This window comes from Streptomyces sp. MGP-P1, assembly GCF_057766565.1.
The window spans coordinates 78,624-95,883 of sequence record NZ_JBYMEM010000001.1; the positions used below are offsets into that span (position 1 = coordinate 78,624).

Annotated in this window: 17 protein-coding genes and 1 pseudogene; 8 read left to right on the forward strand and 10 right to left on the reverse strand. The window is 71.0% G+C overall.

From position 1 onward, the window contains the following. Positions 1–70: 70 nt before the first annotated feature. Complete coding sequence (locus tag AC3CH1_RS00355) at positions 71–577, reverse strand: hypothetical protein (RefSeq protein ID WP_488460977.1); 507 nt, start codon at positions 575–577, stop codon at positions 71–73. A 165-nt stretch (positions 578–742) separates the two neighbouring features. Here AC3CH1_RS00355 and AC3CH1_RS00360 point away from each other — a divergent pair. The 3 genes and pseudogenes from AC3CH1_RS00360 to AC3CH1_RS00370 form a co-directional block, all read left to right on the forward strand. After that, positions 743–994 (forward strand): annotated as a pseudogene (locus AC3CH1_RS00360) (alpha/beta fold hydrolase); the annotation flags it as partial. Between the two features lie 953 nt (positions 995–1,947). Next, entirely contained in the window at positions 1,948–2,604 is a 657-nt protein-coding gene (locus tag AC3CH1_RS00365) for a DedA family protein (protein WP_488460978.1), read from the forward strand. A gap of 147 nt (positions 2,605–2,751) precedes the next feature. Further along, complete coding sequence (locus AC3CH1_RS00370) at positions 2,752–3,306, forward strand: tellurite resistance TerB family protein (RefSeq protein WP_265597505.1); 555 nt, start codon at positions 2,752–2,754, stop codon at positions 3,304–3,306. Between the two features lie 129 nt (positions 3,307–3,435). Here AC3CH1_RS00370 and AC3CH1_RS00375 read toward each other — a convergent pair whose 3' ends face one another. The 3 genes from AC3CH1_RS00375 to AC3CH1_RS00385 all read right to left on the reverse strand — a co-directional run bounded on the left by AC3CH1_RS00375 (position 3,436) and on the right by AC3CH1_RS00385 (position 5,719). After that, on the reverse strand, positions 3,436–3,627 hold the full coding sequence (locus AC3CH1_RS00375; RefSeq protein ID WP_488460979.1) for a ferredoxin: 192 nt from the start codon (positions 3,625–3,627) through the stop codon (positions 3,436–3,438). A gap of 5 nt (positions 3,628–3,632) precedes the next feature. Then, complete coding sequence (locus AC3CH1_RS00380; RefSeq protein ID WP_488460980.1) at positions 3,633–4,883, reverse strand: cytochrome P450; 1,251 nt, start codon at positions 4,881–4,883, stop codon at positions 3,633–3,635. A 344-nt stretch (positions 4,884–5,227) separates the two neighbouring features. Then, positions 5,228–5,719 carry an FBP domain-containing protein gene (locus AC3CH1_RS00385; RefSeq protein WP_488460981.1) on the reverse strand — a complete coding sequence of 164 codons (492 nt, stop codon included), beginning with the start codon at positions 5,717–5,719 and terminating at the stop codon, positions 5,228–5,230. 82 nt (positions 5,720–5,801) lie between these two features. Here AC3CH1_RS00385 and AC3CH1_RS00390 point away from each other — a divergent pair, with 82 nt between their 5' ends. Both AC3CH1_RS00390 and AC3CH1_RS00395 read left to right on the forward strand, forming a co-directional pair. Next, positions 5,802–6,374, forward strand: a complete 573-nt coding sequence (locus AC3CH1_RS00390) for a TetR/AcrR family transcriptional regulator (protein WP_488460982.1) — start codon at positions 5,802–5,804, stop codon at positions 6,372–6,374. Positions 6,375–6,449: 75 nt separating this feature from the next. After that, positions 6,450–7,634 carry a GDSL-type esterase/lipase family protein gene (locus AC3CH1_RS00395; protein WP_488460983.1) on the forward strand — a complete coding sequence of 395 codons (1,185 nt, stop codon included), beginning with the start codon at positions 6,450–6,452 and terminating at the stop codon, positions 7,632–7,634. 122 nt (positions 7,635–7,756) lie between these two features. Here AC3CH1_RS00395 and AC3CH1_RS00400 read toward each other — a convergent pair whose 3' ends face one another. Further along, positions 7,757–8,335 carry a snapalysin family zinc-dependent metalloprotease gene (locus tag AC3CH1_RS00400; RefSeq protein ID WP_488460984.1) on the reverse strand — a complete coding sequence of 193 codons (579 nt, stop codon included), beginning with the start codon at positions 8,333–8,335 and terminating at the stop codon, positions 7,757–7,759. Between the two features lie 283 nt (positions 8,336–8,618). On the opposite strand from AC3CH1_RS00400, the gene AC3CH1_RS00405 reads away from it, so the two are divergent. From AC3CH1_RS00405 to AC3CH1_RS00415, 3 genes are all read left to right on the forward strand, one after another. Continuing rightward, complete coding sequence (locus AC3CH1_RS00405; RefSeq protein WP_488460985.1) at positions 8,619–9,509, forward strand: NAD-dependent protein deacetylase; 891 nt, start codon at positions 8,619–8,621, stop codon at positions 9,507–9,509. 185 nt (positions 9,510–9,694) lie between these two features. After that, positions 9,695–11,110: an NAD-dependent succinate-semialdehyde dehydrogenase gene (locus tag AC3CH1_RS00410; RefSeq protein ID WP_488460986.1), complete on the forward strand. Its 1,416-nt coding sequence runs from the start codon at positions 9,695–9,697 to the stop codon at positions 11,108–11,110. A 65-nt stretch (positions 11,111–11,175) separates the two neighbouring features. Continuing rightward, the gene (locus tag AC3CH1_RS00415; RefSeq protein ID WP_488460987.1) at positions 11,176–12,006 is read left to right on the forward strand and encodes an aldo/keto reductase; all 831 of its coding nucleotides are present in this window, start codon (positions 11,176–11,178) and stop codon (positions 12,004–12,006) included. A 71-nt stretch (positions 12,007–12,077) separates the two neighbouring features. On the opposite strand, the gene AC3CH1_RS00420 is transcribed toward AC3CH1_RS00415, so the two are convergent. The 5 genes from AC3CH1_RS00420 to AC3CH1_RS00440 form a co-directional block, all read right to left on the reverse strand. After that, a complete protein-coding gene (locus AC3CH1_RS00420; protein WP_488460988.1) occupies positions 12,078–13,100 on the reverse strand; it encodes an ABC transporter substrate-binding protein in 1,023 nt (340 codons plus the stop codon). A 16-nt stretch (positions 13,101–13,116) separates the two neighbouring features. Further along, positions 13,117–13,899 carry an ABC transporter ATP-binding protein gene (locus AC3CH1_RS00425; protein ID WP_488460989.1) on the reverse strand — a complete coding sequence of 261 codons (783 nt, stop codon included), beginning with the start codon at positions 13,897–13,899 and terminating at the stop codon, positions 13,117–13,119. Beyond that, positions 13,899–15,008 (reverse strand): FecCD family ABC transporter permease, encoded by a 1,110-nt coding sequence (locus AC3CH1_RS00430; protein WP_488460990.1) that lies wholly within the window; start codon positions 15,006–15,008, stop codon positions 13,899–13,901. The genes AC3CH1_RS00425 and AC3CH1_RS00430 overlap by 1 nt, the downstream gene beginning before the upstream one ends. A gap of 333 nt (positions 15,009–15,341) precedes the next feature. Beyond that, positions 15,342–16,496 carry an endonuclease/exonuclease/phosphatase family protein gene (locus AC3CH1_RS00435; RefSeq protein ID WP_488460991.1) on the reverse strand — a complete coding sequence of 385 codons (1,155 nt, stop codon included), beginning with the start codon at positions 16,494–16,496 and terminating at the stop codon, positions 15,342–15,344. Positions 16,497–16,519: 23 nt separating this feature from the next. Beyond that, complete coding sequence (locus AC3CH1_RS00440; protein ID WP_488460992.1) at positions 16,520–17,203, reverse strand: M15 family metallopeptidase; 684 nt, start codon at positions 17,201–17,203, stop codon at positions 16,520–16,522. Positions 17,204–17,260: the final 57 nt, after the last annotated feature.

Below are 17,260 nucleotides of genomic sequence, written 5' to 3' on the forward strand. Positions count from 1 at the left end.
CACTCGTCGCGCTCAGGCGTACGGGCCCCGGACAGGCCCTCCGTACGATCGGGCGGCGACGGACGACGACTCAGCCCTGCTGCTCCAAGGAGTCCGCGAACGCGCGCAGCGCATCGGCCAGATCCTTCTTCGTGGGCAGCTCGTCGACCTTCTTCTCCAGGTCGTCGATCCGCTGGGCGACCTCCGCGAGATCGACCGGAGCCGTCGGCGAGGGGCTGGGTCCGCCCGTGGGATCCGGACCGCTCGGGTGGGCGCTGGGCCCGGGCCCCCCGGTGGATCCGGCGTCGCCGCCCCCCGACCACCCGGAACCACTGACGCTCCCGCCACCGTCCGACCCTCCGGAACCACTGACGCTCCCGCCACCGTCCGACCCCCCGTCGGCGCCGCCGGAGCCACCCACGCTCGTGCCGCCGTCAGAGCCGCCCGAGACGTCACCGCCCCCGCTCGATCCCGGGGGCACGCTCTCCACGGGCACCGGATCCGGGCCGGTCGGCCCCTCGTCCGACGTACCCACGGCCAGCGCACCGCCGACTCCGAACACCACCGCGGCAGCGGCTCCGACCAATGCCGCCGTCACACGTCTCGCCCGTCGATTCCCCATGGTCTCCATTCCTCAGACCCTAGCCATCGCCCCTGGCGGAGGGACGGGTTCCCACATCCTCGCGAACTCTCCACCCCTAACCCTTCAAGCTTCCATGGGACGTACAGGGACAGCGGATCTTCTACCGGGAGGCCGGCGACGCCGATGCACCCGCTGTCGTGCTGCTGCACGGCTTCCCACACGCATCTTCGCGCGCACCGACCGCCGGTCCTCGCGGTATGGGGCAGGAACGACCCGGTCTTCGGCCCCGACGGCGCCCGCGCCTTCGCCGAGCACGTTCCGGACGCCGAGATCCACCTCCTGGACGGCGGACACTTTCTGCTGGAAAGCGCCGGTGACGCGGTCGCCGCACTCATCCTCGATTTCCTGGGCCTCGTCCCCGGCACGGCCTGACCGCTCCAGGGCCCCTTCGGCGGGAAGCCGGAGGAGGCGTGCGCCCGTACCCGCCTGCCGCCGCGGCCGACGCGCCCCCGCCGCCCGGCCGGGCCGGCGGACGTACGACCGCGGCAGTGCGGGGGCCGTACGGAGAAATGCGCTTCAGGTTCGCTTCAGTTCGGGCTGTTAGAGTGCAGTCCTGCGGCGGCAATTCGCCGAGCGGCTTTGACACTTCGCCCTACGGGCCGAATCGACCGGGACAGGGAGCGTAGGAATGCGCTGCAGGAAGATGCTGGCCTTCTGCGCCGGTATCGCCGTGCTCCTGATGATTTCCGCGTTCGCTCTCGGCTCCTCCGCCCAGACCCTGCAGACCGTCGACACGGCAGCTCATTCTCACTCCGTGTCCGTATTCGACGGGTCAGGGCCGAGCGCTCCGCTGGAGGGCGTCGACGGTGACGTGACGCTCCAGCACCGCCACCACAAGGCGGGAAGCACGACGGCCCCACCGCCCGTGCAGGCAGGTATTCCCTCCTCCTCGCCGCATCTCCACGACTGCGCGACGGATGTCGTCCGGCAGCATGCTTCGCACCCAGGATCGCGAAGCCCTGCCCGTGTCCAGATCCTTCTCTGCTGAGCGGAGCCTCCGATCGTCGTGCGGCAGCCCTCGGGTCCCGCACAGCCCGGGGCCCTGCGGCGGCTCGCCGTTCGCCCGGTGAACCGCGCCATGCTCGACCTCTGCTGTGAGCAGGCCCCCGGTGGCCCCGACCCCAGGCCTTGATCTCCCGATCGTGGATACGTGCCATCACGTCCCGCGTCATACGGAATTCCGCCGCGATCCACTCGTGATGGGCCTCGGATTCCTCTCTCGGTATCCGACCGGCCCCTGCGGGATTTCCGACCCCGAAAAGATGTGACGCCGAGTTGGCCGGCACTCCGGCCTCGGCCCCTACTCAGTCCTGGAGCAGACGCACATGCAGTATTTCCCCCTCGCCTCGGAACCGGCGAGCGGCATCGCAGGGTGGGCGACCAGCCTTGTCGAAACCATGGGCGGCCCCGGGGCCGGGCTGGCGATCGCCTTGGAGAATCTCTTTCCGCCGTTGCCGAGCGAAATCATTCTGCCGCTGACGGGTTTCGCCGCGGGACAGGGAGTGATCAGCCTGTTCTCCGCTCTGTTCTGGACGACGCTGGGGTCCGTGGTGGGGGCTGTCGCCCTCTATCAGATCGGCGCTCTCTTCGGCCGGGACCGCATGTACGCCCTGTGGGATCGGCTTCCGCTGGTGAAGGTCTCCGACCTCAAGAAGACCGAGGAGTGGTTCGTCAAGCACGGCATGAAGGCCATCTTCTTCGGTCGGATGATTCCGATCTTCCGCAGCCTGATCAGCGTCCCGGCCGGCGTTGAGCGGATGCCTCTGCCGATCTTCGTCCTCCTCACCGCGCTGGGCAGCTTCATATGGAACTTCATCCTCGTCATGGCCGGATATCTGCTGGGTGATCAGTGGGAGCTCGTGGAGAGTTACGTCGGGGTGCTCTCGAAGGTTGTTCTGGTAGTGGTGGTCGTGGCGCTGGCCGTGGCGGTCGGTCGCAGGCTGCGTTCCCGTCGAGGTGATCGGCAGAAGCACCGCGCGTGACCGGTTCGCCGAGCCTCCCGGAGCGGCCTGCTCCGGGAGGCTCACCGGTCACCGGGCGAGGGCCGCCAACGGGCGGACCAGGGAGAATGGTTGCAAGCGGCCGCGCACACTGCGCGGACCGTCGATCCGATCGACAAGGTGGCACGCATGGCTATGTGGGACCGCATCAAGGACCAGGCCAAGGGTCTGCAGCAGCAGCAGTCGCAGGGCACGAGGGGCCCCGCCGGCCAGCGGCAGGCGGGTACGGGAGCGGCGGGCGGCTCGAAGGAGAAGTTGGTGGGGCTGCTCAAGTCGCAGCTCGGCTCGCTCAAGACGGAGCTCAAGAGCGGGGCGTACCGGGACGCCAGCATGGCGATGTGCGCTCTGGTCGCGGCCGCCGACGGCTCTGTCGACCCCGCCGAGCGGCACCACGTGGAGACGTTGATCCTGCAGAACGACGTCCTGCAGAACTTTCCTCCCGAGCAGTTGCGGCAGAGGTTCAACAAGCACGTCGATCAGATGATGTTCAACTTCCAGCAGGGCAAGACCGAGGCCATGCAGGAGATCGCCAAGGCGGCGAAGAAGCCGGTGGAGGCCAAGGCGGTCGTCCAGACCGGTTTCGTGATCGCCGGTGCGGACGGGTACATCGCCCCGGCGGAGGCGCAGGTTCTGCGGGAAGCGTGCATGGCGCTCGGGGTGTCCCCGCAGGAGTTCGGCCTCTGATCCGGCCGATGCGTCCGATCCCGACGGTGCGTCTGGTCCGGCCGGTGCGTCTGATCCGGCCGGCGCGCTTTCCGTAGCGGCGGGAACCCGGCGGGCGCGACCGTGTCGCGTCCCGCCGGGCCCGGCCCGTCAGTCGCCGGTCAGGGACACCGCCCCGACCGGACAGGCCCGTACGGCCTCCCGCACCAGCGGATGGGCATCCGCCGTGCGGCCGGGAATCATCTCGCCGAATCCGTCGTCGTCCTGCGTGAACACGTCCGGCGCGGTCAGCGCGCACATGCCGGCCCCCACACAGCGTTCCTTGTCGACCTGGACGCCCATGCCGCTCACCAGGCCACGGGCAGTTCCAGGAGACCCTGGACCGTGTCCCCGGGTTTGTGCTGGATCTCGTGCGCGGGCACGGCGAGCCTGAGCGCCGGCAGCCTCTCGAAGAGCGTACGCAGCGCGATCTCGAGCTCGGTACGGGCCAGGTTCTGGCCCAGGCACTGGTGGACGCCGAAGCCGAAGGCGAGGTGGTGGCGGGATGTGCGGTCCCAGTCGAGCGTCTCCGGGTTCTCGTACACTTCGGTGTCGCGGTTGATGAGCGAGGTCGAGAAGAGCACGCCCTCTCCCTCGCGGATCGTCGTCCCGGCCACCTCGATGTCCTCGGTGGCGAGCCGCTGCAGACCGTCGGCGATGGACAGGAACCGCAGCAGCTCCTCGACCACCGCGGCCGTCGTCGTCTCTCCGGACCGCAGCGCCGCCAGTTGCCCCGGGTGCCTCAGCAGCGTGAACGTGCCGAGCGAGATCATGTTCGCCGTCGTCTCGTGCCCCGCGACGAGCAGGATCACCGCGAACGAGACGAGGTCGTCGCGGTCGACGGGCCCGTCGGGATGGTCCCGGTGGATCAGCTCGTCCAGGAGCCCCTCCCCCGGCTCCGCCCGCTTGCGGTCGATCAGCGCGCCCAGATAGTCCTCCAGCTCCGTCCGGGCCCTGACCACGTCGGCCGCGCCCGGACCCCGCAGGAGCCGCCGCGAGCAGCCCTCGAAGAACTCGTGGTCGGCGTAGGGCACACCGAGGAGCGCGCAGATCACCATCGACGGCACCGGCAGCGCGAAGTCGGCGACCAGCTCGGAGGGCGGCCCCTGCCGCTCCATCGCGTCCAGCAGTCCGTCCACCGTTTCCTGGATGCGGGGGCGCAGCGCGGCGATCCGCTTCACGGAGAAGCTCGGGATGAGCATCCTGCGCTGGGCGTTGTGCTCGGGGTCGTCGACGCCGAGCAGAACCACGCGCCGCCCCTGCACGTTCACGAACCGCTCGGCCGGAACGGGGAAGTCGGGATGGGAGCGATCGGTGGACAGTCGCGGATCCGCGAGCAGCCGGCGTGCCAGGGCATGGCCGGTGACCGCCCAGACCGGACGCCCGTCGAAGAGGGTGACCCGGCTCAACGGCCGGTCCGCGCGCAGCGGTTCGTACCCGGTGGGCGGGTGGTAGGGGCACTCGCGGTCCTGCGGGAACGGTGTCGCGGAGACCGGTTGGATCGAAGGGCCGGTGAGAGCGGGGTCCTGGCGGGCCGGTTCCGTCGTGGATTCCGTCATGGGAGCGGTCGCCTCGCAGTGCTCGGTGATAGGTGCGGAGCGGGTCGCTCCGCCCCTCACCGCAATTGGATGCCCCAGGCACCTATTGGGTCGACGTCCGGACCGGCCACATCGCGGGATCGCGGATCTGGCCGGTGTCTTTCGCACACGGTCGAACGGTTTCGCATCCGCTCAGGTCCAGCGGGTGCGGCGGAGCGGCATCGGAGCGGGCACCGTCCCTTCCGCGGCCGGAACCGTTCACCGCGGCGTCCGGAACCTTGCCGTCGGCCATGTCGTCCACGATCGGCGGAGGCGCACGCGTGCTTCCCGTACCGCCCGGCGACACCGCGGCCGGACGGGTCGGGTCACGCCGTCACTCTGGCGATGAACGCCCGGACGTTCGCCACGGTTCGCTCGATCTGCTGCTCCAGGGTGAGGGACTCGCGGAGCCGCGACCCGACGCCCGCGTCCTTCTTCCCGCGTACGTAGAGCGAGCAGGCGAGATCGCTGCACATGTAGGCGCCGACCGAATTGCCCTGCTGGCCCGCCTTCCCGGCCCTGGGGGCCACCAGCAGGGAGACGCCTCCGGTGTGGACGGTCACGCACAGCGAACACATGCTGCGGCGGGTCTGCCAGGACCCGGCGTCGGAGGAGCGCAGCTGGACGCCGACGGGGCCCTCGCCCGAGGCGAGCACCAGATAGGCCCGGTCGGGGGCCTGCGGGTCGCGCCAGCCCAGGAAGTCCAGGTCACCCCAGGGCCGGTCGGCGAGGTCGCGGGGAATGGACAGGCGCTTGGCCTCGCCCTTGGTGCAGTTCACGAAGGCGGTACGGATCTCTTGTTCGGTCAGGGGCTTCATGGGACTCACGCTAATTTGCCTAATCTCATTAGGCAAACATATATTTTCTTAGGCAATCGCAGGTGAGCGTTCGGAGGGTCGCATGGCACGAGCAGGACTGGCCGCGGAACGCGTCGTACGGGCGGGGGCCGAACTGGCGGACGAGATCGGCTTCGAGCAGGTGACCCCGTCGGAGCTCGCCAGGAAGCTGGGCATCAGGACCGCGAGCCTGTACTCGCACGTCAGGAACGCCCATGACCTCAGGACGAGGATCGCTCTGCTGGCCCTGGAGGAACTCGCCGACGAGGCGTCGGCGGCACTCGCGGGGCGGGCGGGCCGGGACGCGCTCGGAGCCTTCGCCAACGCCTACCGCGACTACGCCCTCCAGCACCCGGGGCGCTTCGCCGCGGCCGGGTTCCGGCTCGAAGCGGACGCGGCGGCCGCGAGCGCCGGCGTCCGGCACTCCCGGATGATGCGGGCGATCCTGCGCGACTACGACCTGACCGAGCTCCAGCAGACCCACGCGGTGCGCCTCCTGGGCAGCTTCTTCAGCGGCTACGTGGGACTGGAGACGGCCGGCGGTTTCCGCCACAGCTCCCCCGACTCCCAGGAGAGCTGGACGGCGATTCTCGACGCGCTCGACTCCCTGCTGCGCAGCTGGCCCGCCCCCTCCTGATCCCACCCCCTCCTGATCCCACCCCCTCGTGACCCCGCTTCCCGCCCCCCCTCGACGAACGAGAAGACCGAGAACATGACCCCCCGGCACGACTGGACGACGACCCCCATCAGCACCGAGATCCTGCGGGGCGCGCTCGACCTGGAGCGGACCGGACGCGGCATGATGCCGCACCGGCTGCCCGAGCGGGCACGGCGGCAGATTTCCGACGGCCAGCTGGCCATGGCCGAATCACAGCCCTCCGGGGTCCGGCTGGCGTTCCGCACCCGGGCCACCGCCGTCGAACTGGACGTGGTGGCCACCAAGCGCATCTATCCCGGTGCGCCGCCACGCCCCGACGGGGTGTACGAGCTCCTCGTGGACGGCCGCCCCGTCGCCCGGGCCAGTGCCCTCGACGGCGACACGCTCACCGTGGACCTGGCATCGATGACCTCGCGGACCCGGCCGGGTCCCATGGAAACGCTCCGGTTCACCGGGCTGCCGGACGAGGAGAAGGACGTCGAGATCTGGCTGCCCCACGACGAGACCACGCTCCTGGTCGCCCTGCGCACCGACGCGCCGCTCCGGAGCCCCGGGCCGAGCGGCCGGCCGGTCTGGCTGCACCACGGCAGTTCCATCAGCCACGGGTCCAACGCCACCACCCCGACCGGCACCTGGCCCGCTCTGGCCGCGAGCCTCGGCGGGGCCGAGCTGATCAACCTGGGGTTCAGCGGCAGCGCCCTGCTCGACCCGTTCACCGCCCGCGCCATGCGCGACACCCCCGCCGACCTGATCAGCGTCAAGATCGGCATCAACCTCGTCAACGCCGACCTGATGCGGTTGCGCGCGTTCGGCCCGGCGGTCCACGGCTTCCTCGACACCATCCGTGAGGGCCACCCCACCGCACCGCTGCTGGTGGTCTCGCCGATCTGCTGCCCCATACACGAGATCACTCCGGGCCCCTGCGCCCCGGACTACAGCGCGACGGGCGAGGGGCGGCTCCGGTTCGTGGCCATGGGCGACCCCGCGGAGAGCGCCACCGGGAAGCTGACCCTCACGGTCATCCGCGACGAGCTCGCCCGGATCGTCGCGGACCGCGCCACCACCGATCCCCATCTGCACTACCTCGACGGCCTCCACCTCTACGGCGAGAGCGACCACGCCGAGCTTCCGCTCCCCGACGACCTGCACCCGGACCCGGCCGCCCATCGGCGCATCGCCGAACGCTTCGCCCGCCTCGCCTTCGGACACGACGGTCCGTTCGCCCCGAAGAACCGCTGACACCGGGGCGGATCCGGCGTGTCACCCCGTTCCCGGGTTCCGGCGGCGGGCCGGCCGGGAACGGGGCGGCCCGCCGCCGGTTCAGGACGGGGCCGGCGCCGCGCGTGTCCTCGTACGACCGGTTACGAGGCGTCCACCAGGACCCGTCCGTCGGCCGGCACGCGCGGGGCGAGGCCGCCCGCGTAGGCGGACTCGACGCGGGACTGCTCGGCCGCGTTCGGCAGGGCGTTCTTGCAGCTGATGCCGGCGCTGGATCCCGACATCAGCTGGGAGCAGGGGCCGGGCTTGGTGTCCGGCAGCCCCAGGCTGTGGCCGATCTCGTGAGCGGCGATACGGGTCTTGTCGTGGCCCTGGGCGACCGCCTGGCTGCCCAGCTCCACCCTGGCCTGGCCGCCGGGCCGGACCGGGCCGAGTGTGGCCTGCGGCCAGCCGCTGGTGGCCACGATCTGTATCTCGGCACGCGTGCCGGGTGCGGCCTCGACCAGCTTGACGTTGTCGACGTTGGAGTTCCACGAGGCGACCCCTGCCGCGATCGCCGCCTCCCAGCCGCCTGCCCGGCTGTCGTCGTACCGGAGCGTCACCACCGCCGACGTGCCGTCCGCCGCCGGGTCCGGCGCGGGAGCGGCCTGCGCCGCCGTAGCCGTGGCCAGGGTGATCGCCGCGGTGACACCGACGGCCTTGAGCCATCTGGATTCCAGCATTGCTGTCCCTTCACTCTCATGGGGGGCTCGGCTCCGCGCGGAGCCGAGGGAGGGGGAGGACGGTCACCGCGAACCGTAGGGACACAAGGGCCGGTTGCCGTTCCTCCCGGGGCCGCAGAACCTATGCCGCGATCGCAGCTTGATCATGCACCTGACACGAAATGAGGCCGGAAACGGACCCTGCCGGCATCTTCGGTCCGGCCCCTTCGTCCCATCGGGTCGCCCCCGCGGCCCCGTCGCCCGGCATCACCGCCAGCGGGGTCATGTTCCGTACCCTGAGGACATGCGCATGCGACCCACCCTGAGCTGGACCTCCACCGAGGAACCGCTGCCGGGCACCACGGACCTGGAGCCGGTCGTCGAGGCGTTGGGCGGTGGCGGTGTGCTGATCCTGAGCGGTGCGGGCATCTCCACGGAGTCGGGCATCCCCGACTACCGGGGCGAGAGCGGGAGCCTGAGCCGCCACACCCCGATGACCTACCAGGACTTCACCGCCGACGCCGGGGCCCGTCGCCGGTACTGGGCGCGCAGCCATCTCGGCTGGCGTACGTTCGGCCGCGCCCGGCCCAACGCCGGGCACCGGGCCGTGGCCGCGTTCGGGCGGCAGGGGCTGCTGTCGGGGGTCATCACCCAGAACGTCGACGGCCTGCACCAGGCCGCCGGCAGCGCGGACGTCGTGGACCTCCATGGCCGTCTGGACCGGGTCGTCTGTCTGTCCTGCGGCGCCTTCAGCCCACGCCCCGAGCTGGCGCGGCGGCTGGAGGAGGCCAACGAGGGCTTCGCGCCGGTGGCCGCCTCGATGAACCCGGACGGCGACGCCGACCTCACCGACGAGCAGGTCGGGGACTTCCGCGTGGTGCCCTGCGCGGTCTGCGGCGGCGTTCTCAAACCGGACGTGGTGTTCTTCGGCGAGTCCGTGCCCCCGCAGCGGGTGGAGCACTGCCGCGCGCTGGTCCGCGGGGCGAGCGCCCTGCTGGTCCTGGGCTCCTCGCTGACGGTGATGTCCGGGCTCCGGTTCGTCCGCCAGGCCGAACGGGCGGAGGTTCCGGTGCTGATCGTCAACAGGGACCCGACCCGGGGCGACCGGCACGCCCTGACCCGTATCGCTCTCCCGCTGGGCGACGCCCTCACCACCGCGGCCGGTCGACTGGGCGTCCCCGTCGACCTCCCGTAAGACCTTGGAGCGGGGCCGGGCGGGGCAGGCGAGCGCGAGCCTGCGGCTCCACGACTCTGCGTAGGCGCGCCATTACCGATATAGGTGCTTATAGGCAGTTTCCTGCCTGCCCAGTCGGGTACCTCGCAGTAAGGCGGAGCGCATCGTTCCGCCCCCTGCACCAAAATCGTCGTTCTGGAGATTCCATGTCAGAGCAGCGCAAGAGTTCGTTCGCCACCGTCAATCCGTACACCGGGAAAACGCTCGCGGAGTTCCCGGCCATCGAGGGTCGGGAAGTCGACGCGGTGCTGGAAACCGCCGACGGGGCCTTCGAGGCGTGGCGGAAGCGGCCCGTCGAGGAGCGTGCCGCGCTGGTCGGCCGTGTCGCCGGGCTGATGAGGGAGCGCAAGGAGACCTTGGCGCAACTCATCACCCTGGAGATGGGAAAGCTCATCTCCGAGGCACGGGGAGAAGTGGATCTCGCCGCCTCCATCCTCGCGTACTACGCGGAGCACGGGCCCGGTTTCGCGGCCCGCGAACCCCTCGACGTCGAGGAAGGAGAGGCGTACCTCGTCAACGAGCCGCTCGGAGTCCTGCTGGGCGTCATGCCGTGGAACTTCCCGCTCTATCAGGTGGTGCGCTTCGCGGGACCCAACCTGGTGCTGGGCAACACCGTCCTGGTCAAGCACGCCGGGATCTGCCCGCAGTCCGCCCTGGCCCTGGAGGTGCTCTTCCGTGACGCGGGAGCGCCCGAGGGCGTCTACACCAACCTGTTCGTGAGCCACGAGGAGGTCTCCCGCATCATCGACAGTCCGGTGGTGAGGGGCGCGTCGCTGACCGGCAGCGAACGGGCGGGGGCCCAGGTCGCCGAGCGGGCCGGGCGGAACATGAAGCCCAGCCTGCTGGAGCTGGGTGGCAGTGATGTCTTCATCGTCCTCGACGGTGAGGGGCTGGAGCGTACGGTCGGCGCCGCGGTAGCCGGCCGGATGGCCAACACCGGGCAGAGCTGCGTGGCATCGAAGCGCTTCATCGTGCTGGCGGACGTCTACGACGACTTCGTGGAGCGCATGCGACGCGCCTTCGAGGCACTGGAGCCCGGCGACCCGGCCGACGAGGCGACGACGCTGGGGCCACTCTCGTCCGAACGGGCCGCCACCGACCTGGTCGAGCAGATCCGCGAAACAGTGGAACAGGGAGCCGAGCTACTGACCGGCGGCGACCGGATCGACCGTCCCGGAGCCTTCGTCCGGCCGACGATCGTCACCGGCGTCAAGCCGGGAATGCGCGCGTACGCGGAAGAACTGTTCGGCCCGGCCGCGGTGATCTACCGGGTGGAGGACGAGGACGAAGCCGTCGCGCTCGCCAACGACAGCCAGTACGGCCTGGGCGGGTCCGTCTTCTGCGCCGATGTGGAGCGGGGCCGTCGGGTGGCCGAGCGGGTGGAGACCGGCATGATCTGGATCAACCACCCCACCTCGACCCAGCCCGATCTGCCGTTCGGAGGGATCAAGAGGTCCGGCTACGGCCGGGAGCTGTCGCAGCTCGGTATGCGGGAGTTCGTCAACCGCAAGCTCGTCCGGGTGTTGCCGCCCGACGCCGAACTCCGCGGCATCGCCGGCTGAGCGGCGGCCCCGCCCCCGTACCTCTCACACCGCCTTCCGAGGCGTCGACACAGCAAGGAGCAACCGTGCCCCCAGTACCCTCCATCACGCTCAACAACGGTGTGACGATCCCCCAACTCGGCTTCGGGACCTTCCAGATCCCGCCGGACGAGACCTGTGAGACCACGCTGGCCGCCCTGGAGACCGGCTACCGGCACATCGACACGGCGCAGATGTACGGCAACGAGAAGGAGGTCGGCCAGGCGGTCCGCGCATCGGGACTCGACCGGGCCGACGTCTTCGTGACGAGCAAGCTGAACAACGGCGCGCACGCCCCCGACGAGGCGCTCCGGGCGTTCGACCGGTCCATGGAGGAACTGGACCTCGGCCACCTGGACCTGTTCCTCATCCACTGGCCCCTGCCGGGGGGTTCGGGGGACTTCGTGGAGACGTGGAAGGCCCTGGAGGAGATCTACCGGTCCGGACGCGTCAAGGCGATCGGGGTCTCCAACTTCCAGGAGAACCATCTGCGGCGGCTGCTGGACAACAGCACGGTGGTGCCCGCCGTCAACCAGATCGAGGTGCACCCGTACCTCACGCAGGATGCTCTGCGCGCCTTCGGGGCGGAACACGGCATCGCCACGGAGGCGTGGTCGCCCATCGCCCAGGGCAAGGTGCTCGCGGACCCGACGGTCACGCGCATCGCCGAGCGGCTGGGCAGGACCCCCGCACAGGTGGTGCTGCGCTGGCACCTGCAGCGTGGGGACATCGTGTTCCCCAAGTCCGTGACGCTGAAGCGCATCCAGGACAACTTCGCGCTCTTCGACTTCGAGCTCACCGAGGGGGACATCGGCGAGATCGCCGCCCTCGACCGGGGCGAGCGCACCGGGCCCAATCCGGACACGTTCAACGGCTGAGCCGACCGAGCGGGGCTCGGCCCGGGAGGTGCCCCGGGCCGGGCCCGCCCCGCCTCACCCGGCGGGCGTACCTACCGGGCGAACTCCCTCAGGTCCTCCGCCAGCGAGGTGATCGCCGCGGGATTGCGCGGGCTCTCGACCAGGTCGACGTAGTCGAGCACGACGATCCGGTCGTTCCGAATCGCGGATACACCGGCGAGCGGCTTGTAGGACTTCAGGAACCTCCGCTTCTCGTCCGCTCCGGTGTCGCCGTAGTCGTTGATGACGATGACCTCGGGATCGCGGTCGACCACGGTCTCCCAGCCCACCGTCGTCCAGCTGTCCTTGAGGTCCTTCATGATGTGGTCGCCGCCGGCCTTGGTGATGATGTCGTGCGGTCCTGCGTACGCGCCCGAGGTCAACGGCTTGTCCTTCCCGTCGTCGTACAGGAAGACCCGGAGGCGGTCGCCGCCCTCGGCCGCCTTCGCCCGCGCTTCGGCGACCTCCTCGCGGAACGACGTGATGAGGGTGTCCGCCCGGTCCTCGACGTCGAAGATCTTTCCGAGGTTGCGCAGGTCGGTGTAGAGGGCTTCGAGCGGGGGCATGACTCCGCGGGCCTTGCCCTGCCCGTTGCGGCACGACTCGCTGAGCAGGTACGAGTCGATGCCCACGCGTTCCAGTTCGGCGGGGGTGAAGCCCTCACCCTCGTTGAATCCGTAGTTCCAGCCGGCGAAGACCAGGTCGGCGCGTGCGTCGAGGACCAGTTCCTTGTTGATCCGCTCCTTGGAGAGCCACTTGGTCTTCCGGTAGCCGTCCTTCCAGGGGACGGACGTCATGTCGCCCTTGTCGTCGGGCATCACGTACCCGGCCATGTGGTCCTCCAGCCCGAGGGCGAACATGATCTCGGTGATGCCGGTGTCGTTGGTGACGACGCGTTGCGGGGCCTTGTCGTACGTCTTCTTCTCCCCGCAGTTCTCGACGGTCACCGGGTAGTGGCGGTCGGCATCGGACGCGCGGTCCTTCCCGTCGGCCTGTGAGGTGACGTCCGCTCCACAGCCGGTGAGGACCAGGGCGGTCGCGAGCACGAGCGCCGCGGGACGCAGGGGGTTGGGCATGGTGGTCGAGACTCCTTCAGGAGGTGGGGCGGGCAGGGGGGAGGTCGAAGAGCAGTTGGAGCGCGCCGGTCTCCGGATGCGCGACCCGGTGCGCCCGTACGCCGAAGACGTCGGCCAGCAGCTCGGTGGTCAGGACCGCGTACGGGGCCCCGGAGGCGACGATCCGGCCGCTGTCGATGACGTGGACCAGGTCGCAGTGCAGGGCGGCGAGATTCAGGTCGTGCAGGGCGGCGAGCACGGTCAGGCCGCTGCCGCGGACCAGGGCGAGGACCTCCAACTGGTGCGCGATGTCGAGGTGGTTGGTGGGTTCGTCGAGCACCAGGACCCGGGGCTGCTGGGCGAGGGCGCGGGCGATCAGGACGCGCTGCCGCTCACCGCCGGAGAGGGTGAGGAAGCCGCGTTCGGCCAGGTGTCCCGCGCCGACCCCCGCCAGCGCCTCGTCGCAGAGTCGGCGGTCCTCCTCGGATACCCGTGCCACCGGCCCCTGGTGCGGCAGCCGCCCCATGGCGACGATCTCGGCGACGGTGAAGTCGAATTCGGCGACCGCGTCCTGCGGAAGGGCGGCCAGCCGTCGGGCGCCTTCCCGCGTGCTCAGGGCGTGAAGGTCCTCACCGCCGATCCTGACGGCGCCGGCCGAGGGGCGCAGGGCCCGGTAGGCACAGCGCAACAGGGTCGACTTCCCGCTGCCGTTGGGACCGACCAGGCCGACGAGCTGCCCGTCGGCCGCGCCCAGGGTGACCTGGTCCACCAGCCGTGCACCGGCGATCTCGACGGTCAGTGCGTCGATGTCGATCCGCATCAGATGCCTCCGAAGGAGTAGGAGCGCCGACGCATGAGGAGAATGAAGCAGGGAACGCCGATGACCGCGGTGAGGACGCCCACCGGCAGCTCGGCCGGCGCCAGCACCACGCGCGAGAGGATGTCCACCCAGATCAGCAGGACGGCTCCCGCCAGGGGGGCGACGGCCAGGAGCCGGCGGTGGTCGGCGCCGACCAGCATCCGTGCGGCGTGCGGGACCATCAGGCCGACGAAGCCGATCGCTCCGCTCACCGCGACGACCGCCCCGGTGACGGCCGCGGAGACGAGGAAGAGCTCCTTGCGCAGTCTGGCGGGGTCGACCCCGAGTGCGGCGGAGGTCTCGTCCCCCATGGCGAGGGCGTTCAGGCGCCGTGCCGACCAGCCGAGGTGCGCGAGACCGGCGAGCACCGCGCCGACGGCGATCGGCACGGCGGCCCAGTTGGCCCCGCTCAGGCTGCCGAGCAGCCACATCATCGCGGAACGGGCCGCTTCCCCGCGCTCGGCCGCGAACACCATGAACGTGGTGACGGCGGAGAACCCGTAGTACATCGCGGTCCCCGTCAGGACGAGCCGGAGCGGGGTCAGTCCGCGTTCGGTACGGGCGACGGCGTACACGAGGAGCATGGCGAGGAGTGCGGAGAGGAACGCCGCCGTGGACAGCGCCCAGATGCCCAGCGCCCCCAAGGCCCCGAAGATGAGTACGGCGTTGGCGCCGACCGCCGCGCCCGAGGAGATACCGAGGACGAACGGGTCGGCCAGCGCGTTGCGCACCATGGCCTGGACGGCGACGCCGATGGCGGACAGGCCGGCCCCGACGACGGCCGCCAGCACGGCTCGTGGCAGCCGTAGTTCCCAGACGATGGTGTAGGCCGGGACCTCGTCGGGGCCGATGGCCCCGCCGGTCAGCCCTGCCCACAGGTAGCGCGTCACCTCCGCCCAGGAGAGCCCCGACGCCCCGATCGCCGCCCCGCAGAAGAGGGAGAGGGGCAGGGCCGCGCCCAGGCCGGCCAGGAGGAACGGCAGGGGTACGCGCCGGGGTGGAGCCGGTCCGGTGCCGATGTGCGCGGGGCGCGACGGCTTGGAGGGTATGCGGTCGAGTGACGTGGCCACAGGCCGGTCGCTTTCGCCTCGGGCCGTGCGTCGCGCGATGAGGAGCGGCCCCGGACGGCGGCCGCCCCGCGCAGCGCCCATTCGCAGTCCACGGCGAATCGTCAGGAGCCTTCTCGGCCACGGGTGATCGGGCTCACGGAACCCGGGGGCTCCGTCTACCGTTGCGGGTCAGCGCCGGATTTCGACCGGACTTCCCCCGTGGCGGAACGCAGCCTAGCGCGTGCGGTCCCCCTCCCCCGGCGGAGGGTGAACGGCGCGCGGCACGCGGAAGGTTCTGTCGCCCGCCCCGAGGTGGCGGGGAGGCCCGGGTACGTCCGGATGCCTCCACAGGTTTCACCAGCTGATGCGGGCCGCCACCGGGAGGTGGTCGCTGCCGGTCGCGGGCAGCAGCCACGAGCTCTCCGGCTCCACGCCCCGGACCAGGATCTGGTCGATCCGCACCACCGGGAAGGCGGCGGGCCAGCTGAAGCCGAACCCGTCGCCCGCCGCCTCCTGCGCCGATCGCATCCGCGAGGTGATGCCCGCGTACGCGCGGTCGTCCAGGGTTCCGTTCAGATCGCCGAGCAGCACCACCCGCTCGTTCCGCTCGGCGGCGACGGCCCGGCCGAGCGACTGCGCACCGGCGTCCCGTTGGCCCGAGGAGAGGCCCGCCCGGGGATTGACCCGTACGGATCCGAGGTGCGCCACGTACACCGCCAGGGGGCCGTGGTCCGTGGCCACCGTGGTGCGCAGCCCCCGGTTGTACTCCAGCTTGACGTCGGCGGGCTTCGCGTCCCCCAGCGGTCCCGCGTCCATCTCGACGTCGACCGGGCGGGTGTCCGACAGCGGCAGTCTGCTCCACACGCCGACCGTGCCCAGCACCGTGTGGTGGGGGTACGTCGTCGCCAACCCCTTCTCGTACGTCCTCAGGGCCGCCGGGTCCAGCTCCTCCAGTGCCAGCACGTCCGCACCGGAGGCTGCCAGGGCGCGTGCGGTGCCCGCCGCGTCGGGGTTGTCGGCGCCGACGTTGTGGCTGACCACCGTGAGGCCGCCGCCCGGGTGGGACTTGTCGGTGAGCAGCCCGCCGAAGAGGTTCAGCCACACGACGGCCGGCAGCAGCAGCGCGACGAGTGCGGGGACGGAGCGGCGCAGCAGCGCCCCGGCAAGCAGCACCGGGATGAACAGGCCGAACCACGGGAGGAAGGTCTCCACCAGGCTACCGAGGTTCCCGATCCGGTTCGGGATGCTGGCGTGCAGCAGCAGGAACAGGCCCAGCAGCAGCGCCGCCGCCGCGAGCACCCGGCCCCGCTTCCAGAGGCCGGTCCTCGCGCCGGTGTGCCGGGGGCGGGTGCCCCCGGGGCCGACGCCCCCGAGGTCGGCGTCGCCCCGCCCGGAACCGGCCGTGCCCACGCCGCCCTGCGCCGTCCCGGCCGTGTCCACGTCGCCCCGTGCGGTGCCGGCCGTGTCCACGTCGCCCTGTGCGGTGCCGGCCGTGTCCACCTGCGTCATCGTCTGTCCTCGCTCGCCGTCGGTCACTGTCGCATCCTGGGGTCCTGGGTGGGGTCGGCGTACATGCGCGGGCAACTCCGGTCGATCGCTTCCGTGCGCAGCTCGTAGTGCCAGGGTTCGTTCCGGTAGGTCTGGCACAGTCCGTACGCGGCACCGTGCTCGGTCAGCCACTCCGTCGCGTCGGCCGGCCCGATGTCGACCGCGTCCCCCGACACGTGCGGTGACGTCTTCGCGGTGGCCACCCATCGGGCGGCCTCGGCCTCGGACCCGTACCGCGCGATCGCCTCGCGGAGCAGCTGATCCTGGTACTCCGGTGATCGCCAGCCGCTGTTGACGGCGAACTCGACGCCGTCCCGTGCCGCCTCCCGTGCCGCCCGGCGGAGGGCCGCGAGCAGATCCGCGTCGAGGTTGGCGACGGCCGGGATCTCGTCGTCGAGGACCGTCACGCCGTCGGGGACGGCCCCGTCGGCCGCTCCCAGCGCTCCACGGAGCCCACGGTGAAGGGGAGGAAGCGAGGGTGCCGGCTCCGAGGAAGGGGCGACGGACGGGGAGCGCGGTGAGGCCGAGGTCGACGGGGCGTGCGTCGGGTTCAGCAGGAAGTGGCCGAGGGCTGCCGCGATCGCTGCTACGACGGCTACCGCGCCGACGACCAGGGGCCCGCGTGTCCGGCGGGGCGTTGTTCGCACTGACGGCGGTGGTCGAGTCATACACGGAGTCAAGGCAGCGCGGTGTTGCCGACACGTATGCGGTTCTCGATACGCCGA

Excerpts from the sequence above, each read along its gene's own strand:
- AC3CH1_RS00380 (WP_488460980.1), bottom strand. The coding sequence starts at position 4,883 with ATGACGGAATCCACGACGGAACCGGCCCGCCAGGACCCCGCTCTCACC.
- AC3CH1_RS00385 (WP_488460981.1), bottom strand. The coding sequence starts at position 5,719 with ATGAAGCCCCTGACCGAACAAGAGATCCGTACCGCCTTCGTGAACTGC.
- AC3CH1_RS00420 (WP_488460988.1), bottom strand. The coding sequence starts at position 13,100 with ATGCCCAACCCCCTGCGTCCCGCGGCGCTCGTGCTCGCGACCGCCCTG.
- AC3CH1_RS00400 (WP_488460984.1), bottom strand. The coding sequence starts at position 8,335 with ATGCTGGAATCCAGATGGCTCAAGGCCGTCGGTGTCACCGCGGCGATC.
- AC3CH1_RS00410 (WP_488460986.1), top strand. The coding sequence starts at position 9,695 with ATGTCAGAGCAGCGCAAGAGTTCGTTCGCCACCGTCAATCCGTACACC.
- AC3CH1_RS00405 (WP_488460985.1), top strand. The coding sequence starts at position 8,619 with ATGCGCATGCGACCCACCCTGAGCTGGACCTCCACCGAGGAACCGCTG.
- AC3CH1_RS00440 (WP_488460992.1), bottom strand. The coding sequence starts at position 17,203 with ATGACTCGACCACCGCCGTCAGTGCGAACAACGCCCCGCCGGACACGC.
- AC3CH1_RS00390 (WP_488460982.1), top strand. The coding sequence starts at position 5,802 with ATGGCACGAGCAGGACTGGCCGCGGAACGCGTCGTACGGGCGGGGGCC.
- AC3CH1_RS00435 (WP_488460991.1), bottom strand. The coding sequence starts at position 16,496 with ATGACGCAGGTGGACACGGCCGGCACCGCACAGGGCGACGTGGACACG.
- AC3CH1_RS00365 (WP_488460978.1), top strand. The coding sequence starts at position 1,948 with ATGCAGTATTTCCCCCTCGCCTCGGAACCGGCGAGCGGCATCGCAGGG.
- AC3CH1_RS00370 (WP_265597505.1), top strand. The coding sequence starts at position 2,752 with ATGGCTATGTGGGACCGCATCAAGGACCAGGCCAAGGGTCTGCAGCAG.
- AC3CH1_RS00395 (WP_488460983.1), top strand. The coding sequence starts at position 6,450 with ATGACCCCCCGGCACGACTGGACGACGACCCCCATCAGCACCGAGATC.
- AC3CH1_RS00375 (WP_488460979.1), bottom strand. The coding sequence starts at position 3,627 with ATGGGCGTCCAGGTCGACAAGGAACGCTGTGTGGGGGCCGGCATGTGC.
- AC3CH1_RS00425 (WP_488460989.1), bottom strand. The coding sequence starts at position 13,899 with ATGCGGATCGACATCGACGCACTGACCGTCGAGATCGCCGGTGCACGG.